12 protein-coding genes are annotated in these 14,235 nt (G+C 57.1%); 10 read left to right on the top strand and 2 right to left on the bottom strand.

Translation table 11 applies throughout. From position 1 onward, the window contains the following. Positions 1–54 precede the first annotated feature (54 nt). The 4 genes from HY010_12250 (at position 55) to HY010_12235 (ending at position 4,167) form a co-directional block, all read left to right on the top strand. Positions 55–1,662 carry a long-chain fatty acid--CoA ligase gene (locus tag HY010_12250; GenBank protein MBI3476495.1) on the top strand — a complete coding sequence of 536 codons (1,608 nt, stop codon included), beginning with the start codon at positions 55–57 and terminating at the stop codon, positions 1,660–1,662. 182 nt (positions 1,663–1,844) lie between these two features. Beyond that, positions 1,845–2,474 carry a DUF3800 domain-containing protein gene (locus HY010_12245; protein ID MBI3476494.1) on the top strand — a complete coding sequence of 210 codons (630 nt, stop codon included), beginning with the start codon at positions 1,845–1,847 and terminating at the stop codon, positions 2,472–2,474. A gap of 721 nt (positions 2,475–3,195) precedes the next feature. Beyond that, entirely contained in the window at positions 3,196–3,600 is a 405-nt protein-coding gene (locus HY010_12240; GenBank protein ID MBI3476493.1) for a hypothetical protein, read from the top strand. Positions 3,601–3,654: 54 nt separating this feature from the next. Then, a complete protein-coding gene (locus tag HY010_12235; GenBank protein ID MBI3476492.1) occupies positions 3,655–4,167 on the top strand; it encodes a hypothetical protein in 513 nt (170 codons plus the stop codon). A 49-nt stretch (positions 4,168–4,216) separates the two neighbouring features. On the opposite strand, the gene HY010_12230 is transcribed toward HY010_12235, so the two are convergent. Both HY010_12230 and HY010_12225 read right to left on the bottom strand, forming a co-directional pair. Next, positions 4,217–4,567 carry a hypothetical protein gene (locus HY010_12230; GenBank protein MBI3476491.1) on the bottom strand — a complete coding sequence of 117 codons (351 nt, stop codon included), beginning with the start codon at positions 4,565–4,567 and terminating at the stop codon, positions 4,217–4,219. 262 nt (positions 4,568–4,829) lie between these two features. Beyond that, positions 4,830–5,768: a TlpA family protein disulfide reductase gene (locus HY010_12225; protein ID MBI3476490.1), complete on the bottom strand. Its 939-nt coding sequence runs from the start codon at positions 5,766–5,768 to the stop codon at positions 4,830–4,832. A 248-nt stretch (positions 5,769–6,016) separates the two neighbouring features. Between HY010_12225 and HY010_12220 the strand changes: the two genes are divergently transcribed. The 6 genes from HY010_12220 (at position 6,017) to HY010_12195 (ending at position 14,152) form a co-directional block, all read left to right on the top strand. After that, the gene (locus HY010_12220) at positions 6,017–6,217 is read left to right on the top strand and encodes a cold-shock protein (protein ID MBI3476489.1); all 201 of its coding nucleotides are present in this window, start codon (positions 6,017–6,019) and stop codon (positions 6,215–6,217) included. 172 nt (positions 6,218–6,389) lie between these two features. Beyond that, positions 6,390–6,536 carry a redoxin domain-containing protein gene (locus HY010_12215; GenBank protein MBI3476488.1) on the top strand — a complete coding sequence of 49 codons (147 nt, stop codon included), beginning with the start codon at positions 6,390–6,392 and terminating at the stop codon, positions 6,534–6,536. A gap of 9 nt (positions 6,537–6,545) precedes the next feature. Next, positions 6,546–6,881 (top strand): redoxin domain-containing protein, encoded by a 336-nt coding sequence (locus HY010_12210; GenBank protein MBI3476487.1) that lies wholly within the window; start codon positions 6,546–6,548, stop codon positions 6,879–6,881. Positions 6,882–7,008: 127 nt separating this feature from the next. Further along, a complete protein-coding gene (locus HY010_12205; GenBank protein MBI3476486.1) occupies positions 7,009–9,744 on the top strand; it encodes a hypothetical protein in 2,736 nt (911 codons plus the stop codon). Between the two features lie 358 nt (positions 9,745–10,102). Continuing rightward, on the top strand, positions 10,103–10,861 hold the full coding sequence (locus tag HY010_12200) for a hypothetical protein (protein MBI3476485.1): 759 nt from the start codon (positions 10,103–10,105) through the stop codon (positions 10,859–10,861). A 69-nt stretch (positions 10,862–10,930) separates the two neighbouring features. After that, positions 10,931–14,152 (top strand): sialidase, encoded by a 3,222-nt coding sequence (locus HY010_12195; protein ID MBI3476484.1) that lies wholly within the window; start codon positions 10,931–10,933, stop codon positions 14,150–14,152. Positions 14,153–14,235: the final 83 nt, after the last annotated feature.

Genomic DNA, 14,235 nt, shown 5'->3' with positions numbered 1-14,235 from the left:
CTCAGGGTAAAATGCCCGACAGTTTGCGCAGGCTCCGGAATCGGGGACAAAAGTATGAAGGGAACCATGATGCCGTTTCCCCTCACGCTCGCTTCATTACTGGAGCGAGCCGGGAAACTGTTTCCCACGGTTGAAATTGTTTCCAGCCGGCCCGATAACTCCATCCATCGCTACACGTATCGCGAGATGTACCAGCGCGCACGGGCGCTGGCAGCGGGCTTACAGGCTCTCGGCTTGGAGAAAGGCGATCGCGTCGCGACGCTGATGTGGAATCACTCTGCTCACCTGGAAACGTATTTCGGAGTGCCGAGCGTGGGGGGCGTGCTGCACACGCTGAATCTGCGCCTTCATCCTGATGAACTGGCCCACATCGTCAATCATGCCGAAGACCGATGGCTGATTGTGGACGATGTGCTTCTCCCTCTTTACGAACAGATACGGGACAAGGTGAAGATCGAGCGCGTCTATGTCGTGCCGTTCAGCGGAAGGGCCGTGCCGCGCGGATACGAGGACTACGAGACGTTTCTTGGAAAGAGCAGCGGCAATCCGGTTTATCCTGACATCGACGAAAACGATGCAGCCGGCATGTGCTACACCTCGGGCACAACCGGAAAATCGAAAGGCGTGGCCTATTCGCACCGTGCGATTGCGCTGCACTCCTACTCGATCTCTCTGCCTGACAACTTCTGCATTTCGCGACACGATTGCCTGCTGCCCGCCATGTCGATGTTCCACGCCAACGCCTGGGGAATGCCGCACGCAGCGGTGATGAACGGCAGCAAACTCGTGCTTCCGGGACCGAACCTCCAGGCCGAGCGCTTACTGGATTTGCTCTCGTCTGAGCGCGTGACGCTGACCGGAGGCGTGCCGACGATCTGGCTGGGCGTGATTGACGCACTCGAACGACAACCGCAGCGCTGGCAACTTGAGCCGGGACTACGAATCATTGTGGCTGGGTCGGCTGCTCCAGAGAGTCTTTTCCGGCGCTTCGACAAATTCGGAGTACGCGTCATCCAGCCGTGGGGCATGACCGAGACCACGCCGATTGCGACGGTGAGCACCTTGAAACCGCACATGGCGGACTGGCCGGAAGACCGCACTTACCAAGTGCGCGCGTCCCAGGGCTTGCCTTCTCCATTTACCGAGATTCGCGCCACCGGAGAGCACGGCGAAGTTCCATGGGATGGCCAGACTCAAGGCGAACTCGAAATCCGCGGACCCTTCATCGCCGCCAGTTACTACAGTCTTCCCGAGGAAGGCCATCGCTGGTGCGAGGACGGCTGGCTGCGAACCGGAGACGTCGTCACGATCGACCCCGAAGGCTACATGAAGATCACCGACCGCACTAAGGACCTGATCAAGTCCGGCGGAGAGTGGATCAGTTCGGTCGACCTGGAGAACGCGATAGTCGGCCATCCCGCAGTGATGGAGGCCGCGGTCGTCGCGGTACCTCATGAGAAGTGGGTGGAGCGGCCGCTAGCGCTGGTCGTCCTCAAGGAAGGCGAGAAAGTAACTCCCGACGAGCTGAGGAATTTCCTGGCAGAGAAGTTCGCGAAGTGGCAGTTGCCGGACGAGTTCGTCTTCGTATCCGAGCTACCGCACACGTCTACTGGGAAGCTTCTCAAGTCCCAACTGCGGGAGCGATTCAAGGGCCGGTCCTAGCAGCCGGAGCAGTGTCTGGCGTCTAGAAAGTTCCTACGGGATGCTTAACGTGCTTCCGCCGTTGTGCCGGTCAAGATACCTCTACAGGTTATGGCTGTTAGATTGCCACAGATACCCACTTGGTAAGATCCAGCCCTCTGGTACAATCCTCGCCTTCCCCAGATCGGATTTGGCTCCCACAAATGCTGGTTTTTATCGACGAGTCCGGCGACCCTGGCATGAAAGGAAAGCAGGATTCGTCGCCTTATTTTGTTGTAACGGCAGTGACTTTTAGTGATAGGGACGAAGCCACTGCCTGTGATTTGCGGATAGATCTACTGAGGAGGGAGCTTTCAAATAATCCATACTTCGAATTCCACTTTAACTCGTGCTGTCGCGAGGTCCGTGAGCGCTTTCTCACGGAAACAGGGAAATTTCAATATTTCTACATGTCATTCGTGTTCAACAAGGCAAAACTGTACGGCGAAGGATTCCAATACAAGAATTCTTTTTACAAATATGCAGTTAACTTGCTGTTCGAGAATCTAAAGCCTTATCTGAAAAATGCAATTGTGATTTTCGACAGATGCGGGAACCGGGAATTCCAGCGAGAGCTCAAGAAATATCTAGGGAAGCGCGTTAATGCTAAAGGAGAGGAACCACTAGTACACAAAATAAAAACGAACGAATCCAAGGCGAACAATCTTCTGCAACTAGCCGATATGGTATGCGGATCGGTCTCTCGATACTTGAAGAAAAACAAGGGTGACCACTTGGTATATCGGAGGGTTATTTCACACCGGGAAATGATGCTGAAAATTTGGCCGAGATAGTGGAAAAAAATAAACCCGCTAGCCTATCCCTTTCGGGCACGCACACCATACGGTGACAGTTCGGCTAAGCGGGCAATTCCATATATATGATGCACTCTTTAGGGTGCATCTTCAATCGTTTTTTGCCCTTTACCGTCAATACCTTGAACAACGGTAATCAAGTCGGCACTCGACAGGCTCTAGTACAAGTCCCGCCTTCCCCAGAAAAGAGGACAATACTTAATGACTCCTGGACAAGAGGCGGTCATCGTAAAAACCCTGGCTGAAATAGCTGCCGAGCTTACCCGTATCGCCGATGCTCTCGATAAGGCCAACGCGATTGCGATTAAGACTGCTCCTCGTACTAGCTTTGGCAGTCCTGCAAGGTAGGCCGATCAAAGATGAAATGGGCAGTTTGCAGATGAATCAATAGTTGCTTCGCAACTTCAAGAGCGACGTAGGCAGCGTCCCCATCACGTCGCTCAACTTCTCAAACAATTTGTGCCAGTACGTCTGTGTCGTGGTTCTCAGCCATTGCGTTAGTCTCTTCTCTGTGTCAACACATCGTCATCAATTTCTTGGTCCGGGAGCATCGAGTCGAGTTCGAACCGAAATATCCAATCTGTGTTTCTTGCTTTGCGGGTGATAATAGAAGTGGAAATCCTGCCTGCGGTGATCTTCGCCGTCATAGGCCCGACCCGCTCGCCAGTTGTTCCATTGATTTCACGCGGAGGACCATGTCATGCGACCTACCCGAACACCTATCAGTCACTTACTCGCGACTTTGATCGTTTCCGCGCTCACGTTGATGATTTTTCCGGCGGGAGCGATGGCAAAGGACCCGAAGACCTATCCCGAGGAGGGCAAGGTATTCGGTACGGCGATCAATCAAGTGACAGGAACCCGCACCTACAAGATTTCGACGGAAAGCAAGATCTACGAGTTGGACTGTGGCAAGCACCCGATCTTTTCTCGTACGCCGGGAGAGTGTGGCGGAGACAAGAAGTTGCAGATCGGAGACTCGATCCACTTCCGAATGGAAAAGAGCTGGGCCTATTTGCCGGTCGCGACCACGGTGGAGCCTTCGGGCGAGCAGCGCTTGCGGATCCTGCGGGAAGAAGCAAAACCGCAACCCAAAGCGAATTGATCAGCACCGGGTAATACAGATCCAAGGAGTGCCTGCGACACAAGGAGATCGAAAATGTCTGAAAACGCGGAGCGGGGCGGTCGGTCGCGCAGTGTGGTAGTTGTACTGATTCTGGCGGCCTCTATGTTGGCGGGCACAGCTTCCGCGGGCAAGAAAGACCCGACCTACCCGGAAGAGGGGAAGATCACTGCCACCACCGTGAATCAAGTTCCGGTGACGACTTACGCGCAGGCAAACGGTACGACCATGGCCGTAAAAAGCATCAAGTACACCCGGATCTATACCGTGCAGACCGAGACCAAGACTTACGACTTGGATTGCGGCAAAACTCCGCACATTTTTTCGCGCACGCCGGGGGAATGTGGTGGGACGAAGAAGATCCAGGTGGGCGACTCAATTCATTTCCGCCTCCAGAAGGGATGGGCTTACATCCCGATCACTGAGATCAACGAGGGCAAAGAAGAATCCAGAGAGCAGAAGCTCCGAGTTGTGAATGAGGAACTAAAGGAGGGCGAAGCGGCAACACCGGCGAAGACAGACGCGAAGCCTCCGGTGACCAAGCAATAGAAGAGCACGTCGACAGGAATCAGGTCATTGCTCCCCGCAGCGACTTGCCTTACTTACAGGCCTCGGGCGTATCCCCGTTACGGGCCTTGAGGTTCACTTTGAGAGCCAGGAAGCAATTCTGGCGATCGACGCTGGGGTGCCTGATCCACTCTCCAAGGATGCGGTTGAGTTCCTTGAGGGAAGCTTCCTCTGCGGGAGTGCTGGCTTCTACGTCCGCTTCATTCAAGAACGCGGAAATGCGCTGCACGGTGATCCCGCTTTGCGCTGTGTAAATGATGGCGCGCAGAGCGGCCCGGGCGTAATCGTCGCCAATCCGGCTGCTACGGCTCTGGGCCAGTGCGGATGCACTCAATATGAAGATAGCGATGACGGTGACGCCAAGTTTCATTTTGCTGATCATGGTTGTCTCCTTCGGTCGCGGCCAGGGTGCCGTCCCTGGCGGGACTCACGTCTTGCCCATTCACTTACCCGGCACTTCCATGCCGGGCTTTCCTGTGTCGCCGCTGCGCGGCTTGATCTGAACTTGCTCGGCTTTCTACTCGGCCCTGAGTGCGAGTTCGCCACTGAATGCAACTTCGTCACTGAGTACGAATTGGCTTCTGGTTGCGAGTTGGCTACTTACTACGACCATAGACTTCCGTATAGCCCGCTGCAATTTCTCCTCAGCGACTCGCCTTCTCGATCGCCGCTCGCAGTTCGTCGTACGGCATTGCCCCCGGATGATACATCGCCACTTGTCCCGCGCGATTCAGGATCACGAGCGTCGGCGTGGTGCTGGCTCCGTAGGTGTTGAAATTCTGCTTACTAAGAGGAACGGGCATATCGGGCAAGCTTGCGTAGTAACGTTGGCGAACGGACTCGATGTAGCTCTTTTCCTGTGCAGGCGTGGCGTCGTTGCCCTGGGCGGCGTATCCGTAGAGTTGCGTGGGACCAATCACGGTAAGCCCGGAGGACGCGAATTCCTGCTTCAAGCGCGCGATGATTGGGACTTCAGCCTTGCAGTCTCCACACCAGTGTGCCCAGAAAAACAAAAGGACAGGCGATCCTTTCAGCGACGCCAGGGTGGGAGGCTTCGCGCCCAGAAATTGTGTTGCCTGCAGGGCTGGAGCGGGCTGTCCGACAAAGGAAATCAGGTTCAGATTTTTCTGCAGCCGGGCGGCGATCGACGTGGTTCCGTATTTTGCCAGGGCACCGCGGAGCAGCGCCGTCGCTTCGTTGCGCTTCCCGGTTTCCGCCAGCGACTGGGCCTGCACTTCGTAGGCGGCTCCGAGGGCGATGGGTAGATGAGGCTCAGCGTCCAATTTTTGTTTGGTAAGCAGTTGCTCTGAGAGGCTGCGGGTTTCGCGGGCGTAGTTCGCAGCCTGGCTCCATTGCTTCATAGAAGCGGCACCACGAGCTACCCAGGAATAGGCTTCCACGTACTCGGGAGTGACTCCGTGATGAGCGCGGTAGTCGCGCAGTTCGCTTTCGGCGGCGGAATAGCTGTTCTCTCCGACCTGAACGCGCACGTCGTCGATGATTCCTGCGCGGGCTGAAAATACAGCCGCGGCCATCAAAACTGCGGTCGCTGCGAAGCGGCCTGCCCTGGTTTTTGTCTTCAATGCCATAACTCCTTGGATGGTTGACGCCCCCAGAAGTTGCAATGGGGACGGACCGGAAGCCGTTGATATCCTGTTACTTACCTTAGTAAGGGCAAAATTGGTAGCGTTCTATTGCGTAAATTGGATACAATTTCACTGCGTTTGATTTTTGCGGTTGTAAGCAGTACCCCGCTTTACAGCGTGACCTGCCTGCACTTCCCTGCGAACACTCAGCGCATATTTCAACACAAAGGAACACGAACACGAGTATGGAAAACGGAACAGTAAAGTGGTTTAACGATGCCAAAGGCTATGGTTTCATCAGCCGCCAGAACGGGGAAGACGTATTTGTGCACTTCTCCGCCATCCAAAGCAACGGTTTTCGCAGCCTTCAGGAAGGTCAGGCCGTTCAGTTTGATGTCGTGAAGGGTCCAAAAGGCTGGCAGGCGGAGAACGTAAAAGGCGTCTAACAAACCACCCAACAAAAATTCAATGGAGGCGGCCTACCCGGGCCGCCTTTCTATTGCACGAAATCTTGCCGCGCGAAGAGCTACGAGCCGCGGGCTACGAACCTCATCTCTGCCAGCGCGCGGCTTCCTCTGCAATCACTGGGTTCCGTCAAGTACAATTCCGTTCATCCCCATGCCGCTGAATCCCGGAGATATCGCGCCCGATTTTGAATTGCCTGCCGTCGCGGGCGAAGAGCTGATCACGGTCCGTTCCCGTGATTATCTGGGCAAGCAGAACCTGGTGGTCACGTTTCATCCGCTGGACTGGACACCGACTTGAGCAGTGCAGGTGCCGGAATTCGATGCGCGCAGCAAAGAATTCGCGGCTCTCAATGCCCAGGTTCTGGACATCAGCGTCGATTCCATTCCGAGTCATCAAGAGTGGCGGGAGCGGGAAGTCGGCTCCGTGAAGATCCCGCTTTGCTCCGACTTTTATCCGCACGGCGAGGTTACAAAAAAATTCGGCATCCTTCGCGAAGGAACCCCCGTTCCGGGAATCAGCGAGCGGGCGGCGTTCGTGGTAGATAAATCGGGGAAGATCGCATTCGTCAGGGTCTATCCCATTGACCAGTTGCCGAACGTCGAGGAACTATTGCAGGCATTGCGGGACCTGCCCCCAGAGTAGGCGGCGAGATGCCAGTCTCGATAGCCGCCGGTACGTCCAAATTCTCGCGGATGAGCCGCATTTTGGACCTAAAGTCTTAGCACTCAAGCAATATTGAGCTTCCCTTCCAAACCACCAACAATGTTCCATGCTCACACAGCCGGGAATTACTGCGCGCTCCAACCACTCTTCCTTTATTAACAATGAGTTAGCTGCATCCTTAGTTTTGACGCCCGCCCGGCGTGTGGGATTGGCACTGCTTTCTGCAACGCTATTGCTGGCAATGGTGGCTTGCGGAAGCGCGGCGTCGAATGGCACCCCGCCACCGCCGACCACCCCAAGCATCTCCACCTTTGCGCCCACATCCGGCGATGCGGGAACGATCGTGGTCTTGAGCGGATCGAATTTTACGGGCGCGACCTCGGTCAAATTCAACGGTACCGCGGCGGGGAACTTCTCCGTCGACAGCGCGAGCCAGATTACGGCCACGGTCGCCGCCGGCTCCACGACCGGCAAAATTTCGGTCACCAATTCGGGGGGCACCGGCACCTCGAGCACGAACTTTACGGTTGGAACGCCGCCGACGATTTCCAGCTTCAATCCGACCAGCGGAATTGCCGGAGCCTCGGTCACGATTACGGGAACGAACTTCACGGGCGCCACTTCGGTGAAGTTCAATTCGGTCGCGGCCGCCAGCTTCACGGTGGATAGCGCGACGCAGATTACGGCTGTGGTTGCAAACGGCACAACGACGGGAAAGATCACCGTCACCACCCCAGGAGGCAGCGCGCTCTCGGGTACCAACTTCACGATCACCAACACGCCTACGATTTCGAGTTTCGCTCCGACCAGCGGCGTTGCAGGAACGTCAGTCGTGATCACGGGAACGAACTTTACCGGAACTTCGGCTGTGAAATTTAACACCACGGCAGCCGCCAGCTTTACGGTCAATAGCGCGACGCAGATCACGGCAACCGTAGCGAACGGCACCACGACGGGAAAGGTCACGGTCACTACGCCCGTGGGCAGCGCGGTTTCGAGCGGCAATTTCACGATTCTGGCGGCGCCCACCATCACCGCATTGAATCCGGGGAGCGGGCCGGTTGGGACAGCAGTGGTGATTACGGGCACCAATTTCAGCGGAGCCACCGCCGTGGCATTCAACGCCAAGGCAGCGGCCAGCTTTACGGTGAATAGCGCAACCCAGGTCACGGCGACGGTGGCCGCAGCCACGACGACCGGCAAAGTCACAGTCACGACACCTGCCGGCACGGCAACTTCGCCCGGCAACTTCACGGTCACGAACGGAAGCGCGACCCTCGATCTCAGTATTGAAGGGCTCTACATCACGCAGGCGACGCAGGAATATCCGAATCCAGTCGTGCCGCTATTACAGAATCGCAGCGCATGGGTTCGCGTGTTCGTGAAAGCGAATCAGGCCAACACGGCGACTCCGGACGTGAAAGTGGATTTCACGACTGGACCGACGACGCACACGCTCACCATCCCGGCGAGCGCAGCGTCCGTGCCGCTCAGCATCGATCCGGAAAATGCGGGAGCGTCATGGAACGCGGCCGTGGACAAGACGTGGATTCTGCCTTCGACACAAATTGTGGCCACGGTCGATCCGACGAATGCAGTACCGGAAGCGGACGACACCAACAACACGTTCTCGCAGACTCCGACCGTGCAAAACCTGAAGCCCTGGAAGGTTACGCTGGTCCCTGTGCAGAACGGCGCCAACACCGGCAACGTGCAGAATGCGCCGCGCACCAAGGCCGATTGGGTTGACTTTGCCAAGCGCATCCATCCCGTACCCGACGCGATCGACGTGATCGTGGGGAGCACGATGGTTTCGAGCGTGAGTTCCGTAACCAACGACATCAATGTATGGAGCACCATCCTCAACGAAGTCACCGCGAAGCGTTCCGCCGATAACGTCACGGACCGCTATTACTACGGCGCACTCCATGCCAGTTACAGCAGCGGCATCGCCGGCCTCGGCTGGATCGGATTTCCGGCGGCAATCGGCTGGGATGCAAATGGCAGTTTCGCCTCCGTGTTCGCGCACGAAGAGGGGCACAACTTCAATCGCCCGCACAGCCCTTGCGGCGGCGCGGGAGGTCCTGATCCGAACTATCCTTATCCGGGAGCCATTATCGGCGTTCCGGGTTGGGACGTGTTCGCGGCCAGCAACAACTTGAAAGGATCAGCCGCCTATACCGACATCATGGGCTACTGTTCACCGCAGTGGATCAGCGACTACGTTTACGTTTCGGAATACAACTTTCGCCTCGGAAGCCCGATTGGTGACATTCAACCCGATGTGCAAGGGATTTCCGGAGATGGCCTCCTAGTCTGGGGGCGCATCTTGAACGGGCAGGTCATCCTGGAACCGGCATTCCGTGTTCCAGCCAACAGCAGTCTGGCGACCCCCGGTGCGTACACTTGGGAAGCGCTGGACTCAATGGGACATCCCGTTGCCAGTGTGAGCTTCAGCGCACCGGAAGTTGCAGATGGAGGAGACGATGCCTCGCTGCAAATGTTCTCGTTCGTGGTTCCGCTCAAGCCAGAAGTGTTGTTTGCGATCCAGAGCACGCATGTGAAGTCAGGGAACCAGGAGCTGGCTCGCAGGGCAATCGCAGCGGCAACCGACTTCCAGAGCGACATTCACATGCAGGACTTGCCAAACGGAGCCATGCAGATCGTGTGGGATGCTGACAAGTATCCTGTGTTGATGTTGCGGGATGCGAAGACCGGCGAAGTCAGAGGTTTCATTCGCGGCGGAAACGCTCAAATCGAAGCCGCCCCGCGTGAGCTTGAAGTGCGCTCTCCGGACGATGTCCGCAGCGGAGTAGCACGGCACAGCCGATTGCCGGAGTAGAAGCCGCAAAAGTTGCCCGGAAGGACAGTCGACAATAGCCCGGCGTTTCAACGCCGGGTGAGATTGCGACCAGAATCAGAGTCCCAGCGGGACGACTGCCCAGCGATGGCCATGATGGCACAATTTTCAGTCGTGCCTCCGGCACTCGAAATCCGCAATACGCATACTACCCGCCAGTGAACTGGCGGGCTATTTTCGGTCGTCCCTCCGGAACATGCCTGCCGAGAATTTCTCAACACCAGACTCCCACCTAACAATTTGTGCTCACCTCTTGTTGGCAGAGGCGTCTACTAGCGAGTACAGTAGTTTGTCTTCGTTCCCGGGTCTTCCAAAGCCCCTCAAACCAGGAGTCCGCTTCATGCGTCATGCAGTGATTGTGCTGCTCGCTGTCTCGTGCCTCAGTGTCGTTGCCTACACTCAAACCGCCGACGAACTGATCAGCAAGAATATTCAGGCCAAAGGCGGAATCGACAAGATCAAAGCCATCAAGAGCCTTCGCCAGACCGGCAAGCTTGACCTGGGTGGAGGTTTCCGGGCACAGGGCATGCAGGAAAACATGCGCCCGAACATGGTGCGCGAGACCTTTACGATCCAGGGCATGACCGCGGTCCAGGCCTATGACGGGTCAACAGCCTGGCAGATCCAACCATTTCAGGGACACAAAGATCCCGAACTGATGGGAGAGGACGACCTCCGCGACATGCAGTTGGACTCGGATTTCGATAATCCGATGGTCGACTACAAAGAAAAGGGCAACACGGTCGAGTATCTCGGCCACGACGTGGTGGACGGCGACGACGCGCTGCGCCTGAAGGTGACGCTGAAGAATGCCGACATCCTTTACTACTATCTCGATCCGGATACCTTCCTGGAAATCCGCAAAGAAGTGCAGCAGTTCATCCGCGGATCGGTGCGCGAGCGAGTCGTCGACTTCGGCTCGTATAAGCCGGTCAACGGCGTGATGTATCCCTTTTCCATCAGCATTGGAACGAAGAGCAATCCCGGCGCGCAGACGCTCACGGTTGAAAAGGTCGAAGCAAACACTGCCATCGATCCCGCCGATTTTGCGGTACCGGCGTCGCTGAAGGCGGCCAAGCCGGCCGCGGACAAGAAGTAGCCTGCGCTCGACATGCTGAAAACCGAAATCATATTGGCTCAAGCTCACCATCGAAGAGGACTCCTGAACATGAATGCTCGCATTTGCCGGTCACAGTCTTTGTCAAAGCTGATCTGGTCCGTTGCCTACGCTGCTCTGTGCGCGACGCTCCTGGCAGGAGTATCGGTTGCCCAGCCCAGCTACAAATTCGACGCCGCGACGGTGTCAGGCCTGCCTGCCCGCAACATCGGCTCGGCGGTCATGAGCGGCCGCATTGCCGCGATTGATGCCGTGGAAGCCGACGGCCGAATCACGGTGTTCGTGGGCGCAGCCAGCGGCGGAGTCTGGAAGTCGGTGAACGGCGGCACGACCTACAAGCCGGTCTTCGACCGCGAGACCGTGCAGTCGATCGGCGCAGTGGCGATTGATCCGTCGAACGCGAAGACGGTCTGGGTGGGAACTGGCGAACCGTGGACCCGTAATAGCGTCTCGGTCGGCGACGGCGTTTACAAATCCACCGACGGCGGCGAGAACTGGACCAACGTTGGGCTGAAGGACACCGAGCACATCGCGAAGATCCTGGTCGATCCCAAGGACGGCAACACGGTATTGGTGTGCGCGGTCGGACATCTATGGAACGACAATGACGAACGCGGAGTTTTCAAGACGACCGACGGCGGGAAGTCCTGGAAGAAAGTATTGGCGGGAGTGAATGCGTCCACCGGTTGCGGCTTGATGAGCCGCAGCGTCAACGAACCGCAAACGATTTATGCATCGACCTGGGACGTCCGTCGCCAGGGCTGGACGTTCCGTTCCGGCGGCCCGGGCAGTGGACTCTTCAAGTCGACTGACGGCGGTGATCACTGGACCGAAATCACCGACAGCAACGCGAAAGGCCTGCCGGCCAAGCCCTGGGGACGAATTGCAGTCGCCGTCGCACCGTCGAAGCCGCAGGTGGTGTACGCGAATATCGAATCGAAGAAGAGCGCGCTGTATCGATCGGATGATGGCGGCGCGACCTGGAACAGGCTGGATGCCAGCAACTACATGATCTGGCGTCCATTTTATTTCGGGAACTTGATCGTCGATCCGAAGGATGAAAAACGCATCTTCAAACCTGACCTGATCCTGCTGCTCAGCAACGACGGCGGCAAGAGTTTCAGCCGCGTTTCGGGTGGAGCGCATGGCGACTTCCACGATGTGTGGATCAATCCCAACAACCCCAGTGTGGTGATCGCCGGCGATGACGGCGGACTGTGGCGCAGCGAAGACGGCGGCAACCTGTGGAAGCACCAGATGAACCTGCCGGTCTCGCAGTTCTACCACGTGAGCACGGACAACTCCGATCCTTACCACGTGTATGGCGGGTTGCAGGACAACAGTTCGTGGGTGGGGGACTCGTCGTATCCGGGCGGCGTGTCCTATTCGCGCTGGGAAAACATGTTTGGCGGCGACGGCTTCTGGATGTTCGAAGATCCCGCCGATCCCGACTACATCTATGCCGAGGCGCAAGGAGCGGAAATAGGACGCGTCAATCGCTACACGCATGACGGCCGCAACATCAAGCCGTTGCCGAATTATGGCGAGAAGAAATTGCGCTTTAACTGGAATTCTCCGATCCATGTGAGTCCGAACGAAAAGGGCACGATTTACCTCGGAGGGCAATTTTTGTTCCGCTCTCGCGATCATGGACAAACATGGGACCGCATCTCTCCGGACCTGACCACCAACGATCCGGAAAAGCAGAAACAGGAAGAATCGGGCGGCATCACGATCGACAACTCGGCAGCGGAAATGCACACCACGATTTTTTCGATTTCCGAATCGCCGAAAAGTGGACAGATCATCTGGGTTGGCACCGATGACGGGAACGTCCAGATCACGCGCGATGGCGCCAAGAATTGGACGAACGTTGTCGGCAACATCACGGATCTGCCGAAGAATTCCTGGGTATCGACCGTAGAAGCCAGCCGCTTCGAGGAAGGGACCGCCTACGCGACTTTCGATCGCCACACATTCGGCGACCTGAAACCGTACGCCTACAAGACGGCGGACTACGGCAAGACCTGGACCGCGTTGGGAGTACAGGCGAGCGGAGTCAAAGGCTATGCGCACGTGATCAAGGAAGACACGGTCAATCCCAACCTGCTATTCCTGGGAACGGAGTTTGGGCTGTGGATTTCCGTTGACGGCGGCCAGCGCTGGGCGCAATACAAAGGCAGCGACTTCCCGGCCTCCGTGCCGGTTCATGACATGGTCGTCCACGCTCGCGAAAGCGACCTGGTACTGGCTACCCATGGACGCGGCATCTGGATCATCGACGATATTTCTCCGCTGCGTGCATTGACTCCAGACTTGATGTCGAAAGAAGCGGCACTCATGCCGGGCAAGGACGCAATCCAGTACTTCCAGGCGAATGCCGGATGGCCAGAAGGCGACGAAATGTTTAGTGGCCGCAGCCGTCCCAATGAAGCGCAGATTACTTATTACCAGCGCGGACGCCACATTTTCGGCGACCTGAAAATCGAGATCCTCGACGAGAGCGGGAAAGTCGTCGACAACATCACGGGCAGCAAGCATCGCGGGTTGAACCGGGCAAGCTGGTCGATGCGGACCAAGGGACCAGTCGTTCCACCGGCGGCGAATGCGCTCTTCGAAGCTGCGCAGGGACCGCGAGTATTGCCGGGTACCTATACCGTGAAGATGACGAAGGGCGACAACGTCTACACCCAAAAAATTAACGTTGTGCTCGATCCGCGCGCGAAGTATTCGATCGAAGACCGCAAGGCGCAATTCGATCTCACGATGAAGGTCTACAAGCTGATCGAGCACATGACCTACACGGTGGACGCGATCGAAGGCGTACATCGTGCTGCCAATGAACGCGCGGCGAAGTTGCCGGAGAAGAGTCCGCTGCGGGCACAGCTCACTGCGCTGGGCGCGAAGTGTGACGAATGGCGGTCGAAGATCGTTGCCACCAAAGAAGGTGGCGCGATTACCGGTGAAGAGCGCATCCGCGAGTTACTGGGACAGCTCTACGGCAGCATCAACGGCTATGAGGGACGTCCCACCGATTACCAGGCCGCTCGCACGGAGACGCTGGGGCACGAACTGGAGGACATCGTCACCGACTTCCAGAAGGGCACGCAGAAGGAATTGGCGACGCTCAATCCGGCATTGAAGAAAAACAAGCTCGAAGCAATTCCGGTGCTGGCGGAATCCGATTGGCAGAAGAAGCGCGAAGCCGAAGGGGCGACGGGTTCGAGCGCCGGGATGCGCATGGAAGTCGGCAACCGGTGGGAACGCGACTAGGCGCTCAACGGGCACCGGGTCGATCCTGGCGACCGGGCTTTTCTGAGCTGTCGCAGAAATCGAAATTGCCAACTCGTGGAGCG

The organism is Acidobacteriota bacterium (assembly GCA_016196065.1).
Taxonomy (GTDB): domain Bacteria; phylum Acidobacteriota; class Terriglobia; order Terriglobales; family Acidobacteriaceae; genus Acidiflorens.
The sequence above is the reverse complement of the archived record's forward strand: the minus strand, read 5'-3'. Positions and strand labels throughout refer to the sequence as shown.

Coding starts and splice junctions, on each gene's coding strand:
- HY010_12250 (MBI3476495.1), top strand. CDS start 55: ATGAAGGGAACCATGATGCCGTTTCCCCTCACGCTCGCTTCATTACTG.
- HY010_12245 (MBI3476494.1), top strand. CDS start 1,845: ATGCTGGTTTTTATCGACGAGTCCGGCGACCCTGGCATGAAAGGAAAG.
- HY010_12240 (MBI3476493.1), top strand. CDS start 3,196: ATGCGACCTACCCGAACACCTATCAGTCACTTACTCGCGACTTTGATC.
- HY010_12235 (MBI3476492.1), top strand. CDS start 3,655: ATGTCTGAAAACGCGGAGCGGGGCGGTCGGTCGCGCAGTGTGGTAGTT.
- HY010_12230 (MBI3476491.1), bottom strand. CDS start 4,567: ATGATCAGCAAAATGAAACTTGGCGTCACCGTCATCGCTATCTTCATA.
- HY010_12220 (MBI3476489.1), top strand. CDS start 6,017: ATGGAAAACGGAACAGTAAAGTGGTTTAACGATGCCAAAGGCTATGGT.
- HY010_12215 (MBI3476488.1), top strand. CDS start 6,390: ATGCCGCTGAATCCCGGAGATATCGCGCCCGATTTTGAATTGCCTGCC.
- HY010_12205 (MBI3476486.1), top strand. CDS start 7,009: ATGCTCACACAGCCGGGAATTACTGCGCGCTCCAACCACTCTTCCTTT.
- HY010_12200 (MBI3476485.1), top strand. CDS start 10,103: ATGCGTCATGCAGTGATTGTGCTGCTCGCTGTCTCGTGCCTCAGTGTC.
- HY010_12195 (MBI3476484.1), top strand. CDS start 10,931: ATGAATGCTCGCATTTGCCGGTCACAGTCTTTGTCAAAGCTGATCTGG.